Annotated in this window: 14 protein-coding genes; 9 read left to right on the forward strand and 5 right to left on the reverse strand. The window is 63.6% G+C overall.

The window, feature by feature from the left end; all coding sequences use genetic code 11:
- Window positions 1-96 precede the first annotated feature (96 nt).
- The 6 genes from CH305_RS27355 (at window position 97) to CH305_RS27380 (ending at window position 7673) form a co-directional block, all read left to right on the forward strand.
- Window positions 97-1563 carry a peptidoglycan DD-metalloendopeptidase family protein gene (locus CH305_RS27355; protein WP_072692242.1) on the forward strand — a complete coding sequence of 489 codons (1467 nt, stop codon included), beginning with the start codon at window positions 97-99 and terminating at the stop codon, window positions 1561-1563.
- Window positions 1563-2162, forward strand: coding sequence for a hypothetical protein (locus tag CH305_RS29620; RefSeq protein ID WP_015586149.1), 600 nt, complete (start codon window positions 1563-1565; stop codon window positions 2160-2162). The genes CH305_RS27355 and CH305_RS29620 overlap by 1 nt, the downstream gene beginning before the upstream one ends.
- Window positions 2163-2705: 543 nt before the next feature.
- Window positions 2706-3509: a TnsA-like heteromeric transposase endonuclease subunit gene (locus CH305_RS27365; protein ID WP_256984006.1), complete on the forward strand. Its 804-nt coding sequence runs from the start codon at window positions 2706-2708 to the stop codon at window positions 3507-3509.
- Window positions 3506-5608 carry a Mu transposase C-terminal domain-containing protein gene (locus CH305_RS27370; protein ID WP_217901072.1) on the forward strand — a complete coding sequence of 701 codons (2103 nt, stop codon included), beginning with the start codon at window positions 3506-3508 and terminating at the stop codon, window positions 5606-5608. Before CH305_RS27365 ends, CH305_RS27370 begins: the two co-directional genes overlap by 4 nt.
- Window positions 5605-6645 (forward strand): TniB family NTP-binding protein, encoded by a 1041-nt coding sequence (locus CH305_RS27375; protein WP_094657307.1) that lies wholly within the window; start codon window positions 5605-5607, stop codon window positions 6643-6645. Before CH305_RS27370 ends, CH305_RS27375 begins: the two co-directional genes overlap by 4 nt.
- A complete protein-coding gene (locus CH305_RS27380) occupies window positions 6642-7673 on the forward strand; it encodes a TniQ family protein (RefSeq protein ID WP_176458853.1) in 1032 nt (343 codons plus the stop codon). Before CH305_RS27375 ends, CH305_RS27380 begins: the two co-directional genes overlap by 4 nt.
- Window positions 7674-7848: 175 nt before the next feature.
- Here the strand turns inward: CH305_RS27380 and CH305_RS27385 are convergent, their stop codons facing one another.
- The 5 genes from CH305_RS27385 to CH305_RS27405 form a co-directional block, all read right to left on the reverse strand.
- Window positions 7849-8262 carry a nuclear transport factor 2 family protein gene (locus tag CH305_RS27385; protein WP_094657309.1) on the reverse strand — a complete coding sequence of 138 codons (414 nt, stop codon included), beginning with the start codon at window positions 8260-8262 and terminating at the stop codon, window positions 7849-7851.
- An 83-nt stretch (window positions 8263-8345) separates the two neighbouring features.
- Window positions 8346-9713 carry an MFS transporter gene (locus CH305_RS27390; protein WP_094657310.1) on the reverse strand — a complete coding sequence of 456 codons (1368 nt, stop codon included), beginning with the start codon at window positions 9711-9713 and terminating at the stop codon, window positions 8346-8348.
- 57 nt (window positions 9714-9770) lie between these two features.
- On the reverse strand, window positions 9771-10259 hold the full coding sequence (locus CH305_RS27395) for a RidA family protein (protein WP_094657311.1): 489 nt from the start codon (window positions 10257-10259) through the stop codon (window positions 9771-9773).
- Window positions 10252-10941, reverse strand: a complete 690-nt coding sequence (locus CH305_RS27400) for a methionyl-tRNA formyltransferase (protein WP_094657312.1) — start codon at window positions 10939-10941, stop codon at window positions 10252-10254. Before CH305_RS27400 ends, CH305_RS27395 begins: the two co-directional genes overlap by 8 nt.
- Window positions 10938-11669 (reverse strand): ThiF family adenylyltransferase, encoded by a 732-nt coding sequence (locus CH305_RS27405; protein WP_255183023.1) that lies wholly within the window; start codon window positions 11667-11669, stop codon window positions 10938-10940. Before CH305_RS27405 ends, CH305_RS27400 begins: the two co-directional genes overlap by 4 nt.
- Before the next feature lie 259 nt (window positions 11670-11928).
- Between CH305_RS27405 and CH305_RS27410 the strand changes: the two genes are divergently transcribed.
- The 3 genes from CH305_RS27410 (at window position 11929) to def (ending at window position 14559) form a co-directional block, all read left to right on the forward strand.
- Window positions 11929-12642: a helix-turn-helix transcriptional regulator gene (locus CH305_RS27410; protein ID WP_094657313.1), complete on the forward strand. Its 714-nt coding sequence runs from the start codon at window positions 11929-11931 to the stop codon at window positions 12640-12642.
- A 142-nt stretch (window positions 12643-12784) separates the two neighbouring features.
- The gene (locus tag CH305_RS27415; RefSeq protein WP_141215465.1) at window positions 12785-13807 is read left to right on the forward strand and encodes a hypothetical protein; all 1023 of its coding nucleotides are present in this window, start codon (window positions 12785-12787) and stop codon (window positions 13805-13807) included.
- A 185-nt stretch (window positions 13808-13992) separates the two neighbouring features.
- Complete coding sequence (gene def / locus CH305_RS27420) at window positions 13993-14559, forward strand: peptide deformylase (protein WP_094657317.1); 567 nt, start codon at window positions 13993-13995, stop codon at window positions 14557-14559.
- The last annotated feature ends 319 nt before the right edge of the window (window positions 14560-14878 follow it).

The raw sequence follows: 14878 nt of genomic DNA on the forward strand, positions 1-14878 counted from the left end.
GCGGTGTCGCCGAACTCGAAAGCGCCACGTCGATGGTGGAAACTCGCCCTGGCGGTCGGTATCGCCGCTCTCGGTGTACTCGTCGTCATTCCATTGATGGTCGTCGTACTCGTCACATCGTCAGGTTCCAGCGGTTGTGCCCCCACGGTCTCGTCCGGTACCGGTGGTGATGATGCATCGCCGTTGACCCCGTCCGGTCCCATCGGCAAGCCGACCCGCGATGGCACGACCACGATGACGTCCCCCTTCGGGCAGCGGTGGGGCACGATGCACCAAGGCGTCGACTTCGCGGGCCCGATCGGCACCCCGATCTACGCAGCCCTCGACGGCACTGTGGTCAAAGCCGGACCCGCTCAAGGCTTCGGAATGTGGATCGTCCTCGACTCGATCGTCGACGGAAAACCGGTCTCCACCGTGTACGGGCACATGTATCCCAACGGCGTCCTCGTCAAGGAGGGACAACAGGTCAAGGTCGGCGACCACATCGCCGACATCGGCAACGCCGGCGGCTCCACCGGACCACATCTGCACTTCGAGTACTGGGAAGGCGGCCGTTTACAGGGCGGAACCGCTATCGACCCGATGAGCAAACTCGGTCAGGCGGGAAGCCCCCAATCGTCCGGCGCTGATTCACCGACCGGCGCCGGTACCGCTGTCGATTGTGGCTTCGGCACGGCCGGCGGAGATCTCCGAACCGGATCCGTGCCGCCGGAGTTCGAGCCGTGGATCCGCAAAGCAGGAGCCGTGTGCCCAGGCGTGGGTGCTCCCCTGATCGCATCCCAACTCTCCGCCGAGAACGGTTTCCGCTACGGCCCGTCCGCTCCGGTATCGAGCACCGGAGCGTTGGGGCCCGCACAATTCATGCCGGGAACCTGGGCAACGTGGGGCAAGGATTACGACGGAGACGGGCGAGCCGACCCGAACTCCATCGGAGATGCAGTGATCTCACAAGCCCACTTCATGTGCGCCATCAACGGAGATATCACCGCAGCCATCGCCGCGAGAAAAGTGAAGGGCGACCCAACTGCACTGACGATTGCCGCCTACAACGCGGGCCCCGCCGCGGTGCTCGCAGCCGGTGGAATGCCATCCGGCGGTGACTACACCACACAAACACAGCCCTATGTGGCGAAGATTCTGGCCGGCCAAGCGCAGTACACATCCGAAGGTTCCACAGGCCGGTTCGTGCCGACCGGAGCTGACGGAGACAATGTCGTCGAGGCTGCACGCCAGTACCTCGGAACCCCCTACGTCTGGGGCGGCGGAGATATCAACGGCCCCTCCCGAGGAGGATTCGACTGCTCAGGACTGACCAGTTTCGCCTACTTCGCGGGCAAGCACATCACCCTGCCCCGCACATCCGAGGCCCAATGGGGAGTGGGTTCGGAGATCCCGATCGATCAAGCGATGCCCGGTGATCTCGTCTTCGGATCATTCGAGGCGAACGGCCCTGGGCACGTCGGTATCTACATCGGCGGCGGTCAGATGATCCACGCCCCCACCACCGGAGACGTCGTCAAACAAGCTCCACTCATGGCTGGAATGAAAGCCCGGAGGATCTGATGTCCCTTGCCGGCCGACGTCTTATAGCCGTCCTCCTCGTCGTTGTAGCCGTGGTGACCATCGCCTGGTCCTGCAGCTCACCCGCCACCGATGAGCCGGAATCGGCACCGGAGACAACGAGCGCGCCAACCGCGCCGTCGCTACCCGAAATCAACACACAGCCAACCGAGACAACCGCTGTACCCGCTCCGATCAGCAGCGCCGCCACAGACGCGGAGACCGCAATCCGTCAAGCACTGACGACCGCCTTCACCTGGTACCCCAGCACCGACACGAGCTCGACCGACGCGTTTCTACGCGCCCGCCGATGGTTCACCGACAACCTCGCTGCAAAACTCTCCACCCCTGCAACGACCGAGCGAGGCCCCGGTGCCCAGTGGGAACAGTGGAAGAAAGAAGACGCCGAAATCACCGCAACCGTCTCGATCGGCTGCTCCGGATGCCCGGCAGATACCGCCGAGCGCATCTATCGAGTCGCGGAGATAACGCAATCGGCCGTCACCTCGGATGCCACGGTCCCCGTCGACTCCACCACGACCGTGTGGGTATCGGCAGTGCCGACCGCAGCCGGGTGGAGTGTGGACACTCTCGATTTCTGACCCTCGCCGCACATGACCCGGAGAGGGTCGCCGGCCACTGAACCGATCGCCCTGTACAGGCAACATGGAACGCACTATTTCCCGTGATCGGTGCCGCCGTTCATAGCCCTGTCGCGCTACGTGACAACCGGCTTCCGTCGGCCCTTAGCTCGCGGATCCGCGAGGAGGAGCCCCACCCCAGGCCGGTCGGGGTGGCTTGCGTATACCGAATCTCGTGGCAGTCACGCCGACGCTGGGGTTGGCGGATGGACGTTGCCCGAGGGTGCGTAAGAGAGGAATCGAACCGCATCCGATGAGCAGTTGATGAGGCGCCGATGCTGCCGCGAATTGGTGGTTATATGCCCCGGATGTGGGAAGGTCGCTGCAAGCCTTACTCGCTTCGCATCGCCGTTTGCAGCGTACCCCCCATGTCAAGGGGTGTCGAGCGCACATAGCTGTTCCCGCGACGGTCAGTCGCAATGTCAGTTCCCGCCCTATGTGGCGGATTCTCAGTGAATGTGGCGGCGTGGTGGCGGGGCTGTTGCTGTATCTGGCGGTGATGATGTGTCGGTGCTGAGTCAAGGCGAGCAGGTAGGTTGCACCGACGACGACGACGACGTCGAGGCGGTATTCGTCACCGAGACTGGTGTGGAAAAGCGAGTCTCATGGTGGCAGCTTCCTGAGATGATCGACGAGCTCGGGCGGTCGGTGCGCTCGTTCCCGTCCTATCGCGGGCAGCGGAACTATCCGGGCTGGTACTGGTCTTCGACATTGGCTCGCAGGATCGGGTTCGAGTCCTGGGTGGAGCGGGATCACCTGGTCGCCCTCGATTTCGACATCTCGGTCGTCGGGATCGTCTCTCAACCGTTTTGGTTGTCTTGGACACCGGAGGGCGGAAAACGGCGACGGCATGCTCCGGACTTCTTGGTGCGCTCGGCAGACGGCGCGGTGATGGTGCTCGATTCGCGGCCAGCGCAGTTGATCGGAAAGCGGGACCGTGAAGCCTTCGACTCGACGGGGCAGGCCTGCGCACGGTTGAACTGGCGTTATGCGGTGTGGGACCAACTCGACGGAGTGTTGGTGGCAAATCAGCGATGGTTGGCCGGGTACCGACATCCCCGCTGTATCGACGAAGCCGTTGCAGCGCGATTGCTGGCGGTGTTCAGCCACCCACGAGCCTTGATCGATGGAGCCGAGTTGGCGGGAGACCCCCTCGGCACTCTGCCGGTGCTCTATCACCTGATGTGGAAGCAAGCGCTTGTGGCGGATCTGGCGGTGGTCCTCTCGCACCGCGCGATCGTCAGGACGGCCCGTCACCTTGTCGATGTGGCGGAACTGGCGGAAGCGGCGGCAGGTGCTGGCCGGTGAACGAGCAGCATCGCGTCCTGCGGATCGGTGACCGGGTGATTTACCTCGGGCAGTGCCACACGGTCGTGGGATTTACTGGTGCGACCATCAGGTTGCTCGCCGATTCGGGTGAGAGCACGCTGGTCGGGCTGGGGTATCTGTTGTCAGCGGAGGACTTCGAGCTGATCGGTGCCGGCCAGGCTCCGGCTGTGGATCCGGTCGGGTTGCTCGACTCGCTACCCAAGGCCGTGATCGATGCCGCGAGGGAGTGGGAGCGGCACTTGATCGAAGTCGACACCGGGGTGGCTTCGGATTCACCGGCGGGTACGCCGCCACGCCCGCAGTACGATCCGGACACCCAGACCGTGGCGGCGCGTTGTCGAGCCAAGGCCGCCGAGTTGACGGCCACCGGCAACAAGACCAGCTTCCGCACAGTGGAGCGGATGCGAGCTCGCTATCGGGACCAGGGCTTGTGGGGTTTGGTCGATAGCCGCTCGGCGCGTGGACGCACTCTGACCGGCAATGTCGACGAGCGAGTGGTCGAAGCCGCACGAACGGTGATCTCCGCCCAAACCGGTACCTCGACGGGCACCCGTTCACGAGTGGTCCGCCGGATCCGCGATCTGCTCGACGACCAGCACGGTCCGGGGGTAGTTCAGATGCCCTCGCAGACGACGCTGTACCGGCTGCTGGACACCTTGTCCAAAGGTAGGCACACGTTCGGGACGGCTACGACTCGGCGTACGACAGCGCTCAAGCCCGACCGCGTCTACACCGCCACGACGGCGGCGCGGCCGGGTGAGCAGGTGCAGATGGATGCGACACCGCTCGATGTGATGGCGGTGATGGACGGCGGGGTGATCGGCCGCGCGGAGTTGGTGCTCTCGATCGACATCGCGACCCGCACGATCTGCTCCGGTGTGCTGCGTCCGGTCGGGGCGAAAGCGGTCGATGCGGCGCTGCTGCTGGCACGGACCACGGTCCCGGAGCCGATGCGTCCGGGGTGGGATGCCGCTCTGTCGATGGCCGCATCGCGGATCCCACACCAGCGTCTGGTGGCGTTGGACGCGCGGTTGGCGATGGCGGCCGCGAAACCGGTGATCGTGCCGGACACCGTGGTCATCGACCACGGCAGAGTGTTTCTCTCGGAGGTGTTCCTGCGGGCCGCGGACACTCTCGGGATCTCTGTGCAGCCGGCCCACCAGCACACTCCTACCGACAAGGCGATCGTCGAGCGCACGTTCGCCTCGATCAACACTCTGTTCTGTCAGCACGTCGCCGGGTACACCGGCCGCGATGTCACCCGCCGCGGCTCCGATGTCGCAGACCGCGCGATCTGGTCGCTGCCCGATCTTCAGGAGCTCTTCGACGAGTGGGTCATCTGCGGGTGGCAAACCCGCCCGCACGAGGGGCTGCGGCATCCGTTCAACCCCGACCAGGCAGCATCGCCGAACGACACCTATGCGGCGTTGGTCGCGGCCGCCGGCTATGTCCCGGTCGCGTTGACCGGTGAGGATTACATCGAATTACTGCCTGCGGAGTGGCGGGCGATCACCGACGCCGGTGTTCAGATCGACTACCGCACCTACAACAGCCCCGAGCTGCGGCTGTGGGCTGGGCAGAGTTCCGGAGTCATCAGTAAAGGTGGGCGGTGGGAGATCCACCACGACCCGTACGACGTGTCCCGGATTTGGGTCCGCAATCACCACGGCACGGGATGGATCACCGCCGGTTGGACGCATCACGGGGTGGTGAGCCAACCGTTCGCGGACTTCACCTGGCGGGCGTCCCGCAAGATCGCAGCCCAGCGTGGGGTCGATGACACCAACGAGATGGCTGTCGCGGTCATCCTCGCTGCGTTGTTGCGCCGCGCCGAGACAGGTCCGGGCTCCGATCGAGTTCTCGCACGCACCCACGCGACCCGCGAGATGACCAATCACCTCCCTCCCGAGCTGGCGACTCCAGTACCGGCAGCATTGCCAGCCGGGACACCAGACGACTCCGTCGTAGAGGAGGACAGCCACGTCGACGAGGCCGGCGATGTCGAGATCGTGGTTGCCGAGGTGGTGCCGTTCGGGATGTTCGATCCGTTCGCCGACGACGTACGAGGTGTGCGGTGAGTTCGACCTCGGCTGCACCTGTTGTGCGTCAACCTTTGTCGACCAAGCAGGGGTGGGCCTCGTTCACCGCTCAAACCCCACCCGAGCCGCCGCGGTTGCTGCCCGCCCAGGACTGGAAACGGCTCGACGGGCTCGAGCGTGAGTTCTACGACGAAGCCCGCCAGGAGTATCACTCTCAGCTGTTGTTGGTCGCCACCCCCGATATCCGCCGGATCATCCATCACGGTTCGAAGTTGGTGATCAACAACCGCGGTAAGCAACTGGGACGGCGTGGTTTGTTGGTCTCCGGTGCCAGCGGCACCGGGAAGTCGACTTCGATCACTCAGTTGGGCAGGAAGTTTCAGATCGACCTCGAACGCCGTTGGCCGGCCGATTCTGATCGCATCCCGGTCGTTTACATCGTGGTCCCGCCCGACGCGGGCCCGAAAGCGTTGGCGACCGAGATGGCGGCATTCCTGGGGTTGCCGACTCACCCGCACGACAGCTCCCAGCACCTTGCCCATGCGGCGGCGGAGGTGATGCGGCGGGTGGGTACCGGGATGGTTCTCGTCGACGAGATTCACCGTCTCGATCTCAACACCAGAAAGGGACAGGATGCCTCCGATCAGTTGAAATATTTCTTCGACACGGTCTCGGCGACGTTCGTCTACGCGGGCCTGGACCTCGAGGAATCGAACCTGTTCTCCGGGGTGCGCGGACGTCAGATCCTCGGCCGGTTCCTTCCGATCGAAACCGGGCCCTTCGGTTACCGCACCGACCGGGACAAGCAGGACTGGGTGTCGCTCGTTGCCACGATGGAGCAGACGCTGCGTCTGCACGAGCACACACCTGGAACGCTCATCGGGCACGCCGACTACCTGCACGCCCGTACCGGCGGCATGATCGGCAGCCTCGACCAACTCGTGTACGACGCCGCGAACGATGCCATCGGTGACGGTGTCGAGAAGATCACCAGAGCCCACCTCGATGCCGTGCTCCTCGACGGAGCCGCTACCGGCCAATACGAACCCAATCAGGTAAGCAAGGCGCACCGGTGACGCTGTGGCACCGACCCGTCCAGCCGCTGCCCGTCCAGGTTCGGCCAGTCCGCGGCGAGACCGTGGTCTCGTATCTGTTTCGGCTTGCCGATGCGAACGGATTCGCGCGGCCGACCGCGTTGTTGCGCACGGTCGGTGAGCCCGTCATCAGCAACGTCCGCGCCGGGATGCTCGAGCATCACGACCTCACCCTGAACACACTCGCCCTGGCCAGGTTGGAAACTTTGACCGGGCGCGCCGCCGCTCGACTGCGACTGGCACTACCCAGCGTGCAGACTCCCCGCGCGGATGTTCGCCTGTCCAGCGCCACGGTGCCGCTGATCAGCGTGTACAAGGATTCGGCTATTCGAGGGCACTGCCAGCGCTGCATTTCCCGGATCCCCGGTCATCCGAACATCCGAGTCCATCCCGGCGTAGCCGATTCGATCTGCCGTCGCCACCATCGCTGGGTCGAGACGACGCGCACACGTCCGGATCAGGTCGATCTCTCCTGCAATGTCGAGATCATCACCGCCCACCGGCGATTGGGCCGGTTGCTTCTCGCCGCCGACGACACATGGACGCGCCAACAGCTCTGGTGCACCGCTGAAATCGTCACACGGTGGCATCACCAGGATCGGCGCACCGGGCGGCCGGCGGGGTTCGACCATCTGCACGCCCGCTGGGACCGACGGGCTCGAACACTGCCGTCCGCGGATTCGACTACACCCCTGTTGGTGATGCCCGAAGCTGTCGCACTCGCCGACATCCTCTGCGATCTCCGGTGGCGTCGGCATCTCGCGATGGCTCACGGATTCGATTTGGTGTCGTTCTATCGGCTCGTTGCGCGGCGTCTCGGTCAGTCGAGAAAGTTCGGCGACCAGCTCGCTTACTCCTACCAGGGTGACCCACTCAAAGAGTGGGTTATGCGGCACCGCAACTTATTTCGTGATATCCGCGACCAGCATTGGAAGCGAGTCGACAGCCACTATCCCTACAACCCTCGCTTCGCCAACGCCATCCTGCCCGAGCTTCACCGCTTCAGATAAGACGGGTCAGCTCGGTCCTGCATCGTTCCGTGTGTCTCGGCGACCAAGCAATTTTTACCGTCCGCAACCGCGGACTGCTGGCGATGAGGGCCTGTATTTCCACATGTCCGTGCTACACATGTCGGATCCGCCGTGGGTCCGACACCCGCCCTCTGCTGAACCTGCGAGCGCGTCGTCAAGGCCTTGCTATGTGCGCAATACCATTCCAACCCCAATAGATCCGGTGCCGGGTAATGCGGGTGCCGTCGAGTTCCATGACCTCGACCAGGTCGAGTTGGTCCTCGCCGGGCGTCTCGCGTGGGTACTCCCAGATCAGGCGATGGCCGTCGAATTGATAGCTACCGGATCGGTGCAACGACGGTAGCTCGCTCTCATCGGGCCGCCGCCGCGTTGCTTCCCGCAGAAATCTGTCGAGCGCAGCCCTACCCTCGATCCGACCTGAACTCTGCTCGAACAACACTGGTACGAGCGGGCTTTCGAGGATTGCATCGTCTGCGTACAGCTGTGACAGGGCTGCTGCGTCGCGTTCGATGGTGCGTTTGTGCCACTCGCGGAAGACGTAGGAAGCTTGTTCGGGGGACGCGGGCATCGATCAATTCTCCCAATTCGAGGGTGATTGCACAGTCGGCTGGGCGGATTCGGCACCGAAGTGCGATGGCCGGTGTGCGGGCGTCAGGCTGCGACTGTGTTCGCGGGGGTCGGTGTGCGGTTCAGTGTCGCGAACGCGATCGCGCCCAGCCAGAGGACGACCGAAATTATCGCGCACAGCCGGAGACCGTGATCGAATTCGCTGGGTACTCGACCCGATCCGACCAAGGTTCCGAAGAGGGCGACGCCGACCGCGCCGGCCGCCTGGCGGGCTGTGTTGTTGATGCCGGACGCGATTCCGGACAGTTCGGGGGGCGCGGACTGCATCGCCATTGCGACCACTGAGGGCGTGAGCAGTCCCATGCCGAGCCCGAGGCCGGCCATACCGATCGCGAGCAGCAGGTAGGAGCTCGAGCTGGTCACGGTCGACAGGACGATGCACCCGGCCGTGCCGATGGCGAGACCGCTGACGATCGGAATGTAGGTTCCCACGCGGGCGGCCAAACGCCCGGTCAGTGGCGCGCACACCGCGAGCGGAACGAACAGTGGGAGCATTTCGATACCCGCGGCCAGCGGACTTCGATCTCGGACGGTCTGCAGATACAGCGACAACACGAACACCATCCCGATCCCCACCAAGTTCATCACCGCCGACACCACGGTCGCTGTCCGGAATTCGGCCCGCGTTCGCAGCGGTGCAGGAACGATCGGGTTCGACGAGGTCCGCTCGAGGCGGACCGCGAACACGATCGCGATCACCGCGAGTACTGCTGCTCCGATGCGCCACGGCGGGCTCGTCAGAATGGCGGCAGCAACGAGCGAAGTCAATGCGGCGGAGAGTGCCGCCATGTTGGTGATGTTGACCGGGGCGGACTCCCGGCCGGTCGACCGCGGAAGCAGACGGCCGCACCCGACGAGCGCGATAGCGATGATGGGAACGTTGATCCAGAAGATCGACCGCCATCCACCTTGCTCGGTGAGTATCCCGCCCAGCAGCGGGCCCGCGGGGAGAGCGAGGGCCGAGACGCCGGCCCAGATGCCGATCGCGCGGGCCTTGTCGGCCTTGTCGACGAATGTCTGGTTGACCACCGCAAGAGTGCTCGGCAACAGGATCGCCGCGGCGACGCCCTGCAGCACTCGTGCGATGACCAGCACGACCAGATTGGGCGCTGCACCCGCGAACAGTGACGTGATCAGGAATGCGATGAGACCGGTCAGGACCATCGCCCTGGTGCCGAAGCGGTCGGTCAGCGAACCTCCGAGGAGGAGCACTGCGGCCAGGGCGACGGTGTATCCGGCGACGATGGCCTGAAGTCCTGCGGTGTCGGAGTGCAGTTGGTCCCCGATGCTGACCAGAGCCACGTTGACCACGGTCACATCTAGCTGGACCAGGAACATTCCTACACACATCAGGGTTAGCAGTGCGCCTCGCGCCGATACGATTCGAGTCATATTCTCATCGTCTCGGACCGAAGCTTCGCTGACCGACGAACTTTCGAGGGACCGTTCTCAGGCGACGCGGACCGTCGCCGCGATCTCCACCGGGGCGTTCCACGGAAGGCCGGCCGCGCCGTACGCGAGGCGGCAGTGTCGACCCACCTCGGATCCGAACGCCTCGACCAGTAGCTTCGACGCCGGGTTGAACACGGCCGGGTAGTCGGTGAAGTCGGGAGCCGCGTTGACCAGCCCGTCCACACGCAACCATTTCTGCACCCGGTCGAGGTCCCCGATCGCGGCCTCCAACGTCGCGATCAAGTTCAACGTGGCAGCTGTCGCGAGGTCCTGCGCCTGACCCAAATCGATCTCTCCGCCCACCGTGCCGAACAGCGCAGTGACCGACCCGTCGAGGTCCGTGGGTAGGTGCCCGGACAGGTATGCGATGCCCTGGTCGACGACGACGAAGTCCGCAGGAATGTCGGCGTCGGGTGGTAGGGACCAGCACGCCGGCAACTCCACCCCCCGTTCGGCCAGTCGCTGCCGTACCCGAGACTCAGGCATAGCTGACGTCCCCGACCACACGACCCGTGCCGTGCCGTTCGATCGGTGGCCGGCCGAAGTACGTGCGCTCTTGCGGGTCCTGTTCCACCGTCCGGTAGCTGCGGTCGATCAGTGTCGGCAGCACCAGGTCGAACAGCCGCCACGACGCCTCGAAATGACGATCACGGATTTCGCGCTCGGTTTCGTCTCCGCGCAGCCGCAACAGCTGCTGGGCGACGATCGGGCCGTCGTCGAGTGCCTCGTTCATCCGGATCGCTGATACCCCGCCGTCGGTCTCGCGAGCTGCGGCCATCCAGTAGAACGGAGCCAGGCCGGCGTACTTCGGGAGCGGGCTCGGATGGAAGTTGATGGTGTCCACCCGAGGGATCTGCAGCACCGGGGTGCGGAGCAGCTTCTGGTAGTTGCCGACGAGGAAGAAGTCCGGTTCGAGCGCCTGTAGCTCGGTCAACACGTCGGGTGACTCGAGATCCCGTGGCCGCAGGACGCGGATTCCGTGCTTGGCACCCTCGTCGGCGAGGTCGACCTGCTCGTCGTCGTCGATGTAGTAGTCGCAGAGCCGGCCTTCTTCTCGTACGACCAATGCTGTCAGGTCGACATCGGGATGCTCGAGCAGCCGGTGGAACAGCGGAGCGCCGAACAGGGAGTTCGTTTCGGTGAACAGCACCACGCGTGTGTCGCTCATTTGGCCCACCACGCGCGATCGACCGTCTTCGCTGTCCAGGTCAGGGTGTCGAACAACGCGTAGCCGGGTTGCACTGGCAGGGGCGTGCGGCCGGGTAAGTCCATGATCTCCTGGGCCAGCCGCTCGACGAGGACACCTTCGGCGAGTGGTGGGCATGCGCCGAAGATCGGCATTTTCTGGTTCTGCACGAACCATTCGTCCAGAGTCTGCGCCGAGGGGAAGTTCTGGTACTCGGGCATGATTCGCTCCATCAGTCGGCGAGTGACGTCTGGGGTGAACTCGGCGTCCTCGTCGAGGTCGTAGACCTCTTCGATGGGCATCGAGTCTTTGGTGTAGGTGAAGATGATGGTCGAGTGCGCCACGGTCGGGATCTTGAACATGAACCGGCACCGATCGGACGCTCGGAATGCTCGATGCAGCGCGTAACGGTTCTTGATCTGGAAGAACTCCATCTGATCCATCACGTAGTCACAGCCGTCCATGAACTCGGCGGCGGACTCCGGTGTGATCCCCTCGGGATAGACGTCGATATTGACATCACCGGTGAGGTCGAAGATCTGCTCGGCAACGACCTCGGCCTTGTTCCGGCCGATGGTCTCCCTACTTGCGCCGAACTGGCGTTGGACGTTCGTCAGATCGAAATGATCCGGGTCGGCGAGCTTGAGATTGCACGCACCCATCCGGACGAGCCGCGCGGCTACTGCCCCGCCAATGCCACCGGTTCCCACGATCCCGATGACCGCATCACGGAGCTTGGTCTGACGCTCGCGCTGCTCGGCTGGTGTATCCCCCAGCCACCCGAGGTTCCGGTCGACCGTTCCCAGTAGAAGTCATCGTCGTAATCCCCCCGGAACGACAGCCGATGATCGAGAAGTTGCGATGAAAGCGTCATTGATCCCCTCCAGTATCTGGCGTGATGGACTTCACCAACCTGGATCACGGACAGTTCGCCGCCCGGCGAACAATCAGCAGGGTCACAATGGACGGATGGACCGAACATTTCCCGAGGCGCTCCCCGACATCGCGTCGGTCGCCGCGGTACTGGGCGACCCATCGCGGGCGGCGATGTGCGCCGCTCTGATGAACGGCCTGGCGTGGACGGCCACGGAGCTGACCACCTACACCGGGCTGGGCGCACCGACGGTGTCCAAGCATCTCGACAAACTCATCGCGGCAGGTGTCGTCGACGAGGTACGGCAAGGCCGACATCGCTACCTGCGCCTCGCCGGTGACGAAGTCGCCCACGTCATCGAAAGCTTGGGCGTCATCGCCCAAGGACCGGTCCCGTCGACACCGTCACTGCGGGTCTCCAAACGCAACGATCAGGTCCGGGCGGGGCGAACCTGCTACAAGCACCTCGCCGGCCAGTTCGGAGTCGGCCTGACCGAACAGCTCCATCGTCGCGGCCATCTCGGCCCCGATTGGCAGCTCACAGATGACGGCAACACCTTGCTCAGTTCGTGGGGAATGCGCGATGCCTCCACGCACCCGGCGATGCCCTGCATGGACTCCACCGAACGACGTTTCCATCTCGCCGGCGAACTCGGGAAACGACTGTGCACCTTGCTGTTCGACAACGGATGGGTTCACCGCATCGGGACATCACGCGCCGTGAAACTCTCGCCGCGTGGTCAGCAACAGCTCGCCAGCGCTGGGTTGACTCCGCTGATGGTGCCGGAGCAGACCGCGAATGCCGGATGAGACCATCGACTTTCGAGCCACCGCCATCCCTTCCGCCAGCTGACTGCAAATGTCGAACGGTCACCGGTCGTCTGCAGATAGGGCCGGGTCCCTAGGCCCTTGAACCTGTCCGATCGATGTACACGACTACCAGGATGTGACCGTGACCGAAACCAATTCAGCAGCCTCCAATCCTCACGTCGTGATCTACCAGAATCCGGACTTCGTGGGCGGATTGTTGCAGGAGCTCCTCAACGAGGGCCTACTCGTGTCCGGCGAGTCCGAGTCGACCCGAAAAGACAGCTCCGGGAACACACAGACCAAATCTGGGGGCGCAAACCTGGCAGCCAAGGCCGCCCTTCCGGTCGCTGGCGGACTCGAGGGATCGCTCGACGGCGCATTGGGTAAGACCAGCAACGAAGGAACTGAAACAGCGGCTACCGCACGACGCCAGTACTCCTACGATTTGGCCTATTACTTGCAGCTTCTCAAGCAGAGACTTGCCGGACAAATAATCGAGATAGATGCGAAAGAGGATGCTGACGGACTCATGGGCGGCGAGATCGTCGTCTTCACCGGACGATTCAGGGCCAACGAGATCAACGCGCTCCTCGACATCGCCACCCCCGATCTCGTTGCCGCGGCCACAAAATTCTTCGTGCGTCGTTCCGCGCGCCCACATGTCGATGATGACAATTTCGATATTGCGCAGCTGAAGTACGACTGGGAAGTTTCCGAGCAGGAGGCCACACGGCAGGCAGACCTTGCCTACGCGGCCACCCGCGCGGTACGTACTGATTTTCGCAGTGAGAACACACGTGAATTTTACTGTGACCTAGGAGAAGACCTCACCGCAGTCACGGTCTGTGACGCCGCACACTTCATCACCGATGATCAGGATCGCCTGCTGGACGGACGGTTCACTGTTCTGGGCAAAGTCATCACGCCGCTCGAAGAAGACGTACCCGTGTTCGGTAGGAACAAGATCCTCAAACGCCTGAACCCGGACTTCGTGGTATCCGTTTTCGACCAGCTCTTTGATTCCGTAGGCAGTTCGGTGCCTCACCAGCAACAGCTACGGAACCTGTTCGATGAAGGCACAGACACGCCGCCCATCGATCTCAAATTTTCAGCGAAGATCGAGGGACCATCGTTCACTGTGCTTCCGATCGCGATCTACATCTGAACCCCGACGTCGCAATGGGCGTGACCAGCAACGGATCGATTTGTCCCGGAGCCGATCTCGCTCAGCCCGACGTACTCCGTCACATGGGACGACAGACCACACGACGGACACGGGTCTGAGAAGACAATGCTCCGAGCCACGTCCCTTCTTGCCGTGTGTACGCCCCAGAGCGGACCATGAACTTCATGCCTGTCTCCGAACTCTTACGCCTCGGTACCGCACAACCGATAATTCGCTGGGGAACCGCTGTCCTTCACGCGCCAGCGCGACCGGTAACCGACTTCGGCACCGACTTACAAAACCTCCTCGGCGACATGTTCGCGACCAACGCTGCCGCCGACGGTGCAGGTCTCGCCGCCCAGCAGATCGGTATCGACCTCGCAGTGTTCGTGTACGACTGCTCCGACGAGATCGGGGCACGGCAGACCGGCGTCGTCTGCAACCCGGTCGTCGACCTTCCCGAAGCCAATGATCGACGGCTCGTCGACGACGGTGAAGGGTGCCTCTCCCTTCCCGGCGCATACGCAGACCTGGCACGACCCGCGTTCTCCACTTGCAGAGGACAGGACCAATACGGCGATCTGATCGAGATCACAGCAGGTGGCACCCTCGGCCGCTGCCTTCAACACGAGACCGACCACATCAACGGCATCGTCTTCGGCGACCGGCTCTCGACACGCAAACGCAAGCAGCTCTACCGCGACCATGAGCAAGTCTCCGATCAGTACCGAATCGAATGGCCAGCGGGTTAGCAACCGCGATCTCACTGGCGGCTGTGGCTGATCTGACGGGGTGAACTGTGGCGAGGGAACCGCCACATTCGATGAGAAGAATCATCGGCCGTTGCATCCCGCGAATGTGGCGGACCGCAGGTCAATCCAGTAAGCCTCGCCATATCGGATGACAACCCACACGCAACACGGAACGCGACTTGCCCGTCCCCAATCGCACCCTCACCGATAGAGCACTGGTGACCGATCGGTGCGCCACTGATGGGGCCATGAACGCATGCGCTGCAGCGCGAGATGAAAGGTTGTCGGAAAAAGATTCACCGCGGCTGTCACAGAAGTC

Origin of the sequence: Rhodococcus sp. 15-649-2-2 (assembly GCF_002258645.1) — a bacterium.
Taxonomy (GTDB): Bacteria; Actinomycetota; Actinomycetes; order Mycobacteriales; family Mycobacteriaceae; genus Rhodococcoides.

What these genes read in the sequence shown, in the direction of transcription:
- CH305_RS27395 (WP_094657311.1), bottom strand. Translation starts at nt 10,259, where the DNA reads ATGCCTGAGTCTCGGGTACGGCAGCGACTGGCCGAACGGGGGGTGGAG.
- CH305_RS29620 (WP_015586149.1), top strand. Translation starts at nt 1,563, where the DNA reads ATGTCCCTTGCCGGCCGACGTCTTATAGCCGTCCTCCTCGTCGTTGTA.
- CH305_RS27355 (WP_072692242.1), top strand. Translation starts at nt 97, where the DNA reads ATGGTCGTCGTACTCGTCACATCGTCAGGTTCCAGCGGTTGTGCCCCC.
- CH305_RS27410 (WP_094657313.1), top strand. Translation starts at nt 11,929, where the DNA reads ATGGACCGAACATTTCCCGAGGCGCTCCCCGACATCGCGTCGGTCGCC.
- def (WP_094657317.1), top strand. Translation starts at nt 13,993, where the DNA reads ATGCCTGTCTCCGAACTCTTACGCCTCGGTACCGCACAACCGATAATT.
- CH305_RS27390 (WP_094657310.1), bottom strand. Translation starts at nt 9,713, where the DNA reads ATGACTCGAATCGTATCGGCGCGAGGCGCACTGCTAACCCTGATGTGT.
- CH305_RS27385 (WP_094657309.1), bottom strand. Translation starts at nt 8,262, where the DNA reads ATGCCCGCGTCCCCCGAACAAGCTTCCTACGTCTTCCGCGAGTGGCAC.
- CH305_RS27400 (WP_094657312.1), bottom strand. Translation starts at nt 10,941, where the DNA reads ATGAGCGACACACGCGTGGTGCTGTTCACCGAAACGAACTCCCTGTTC.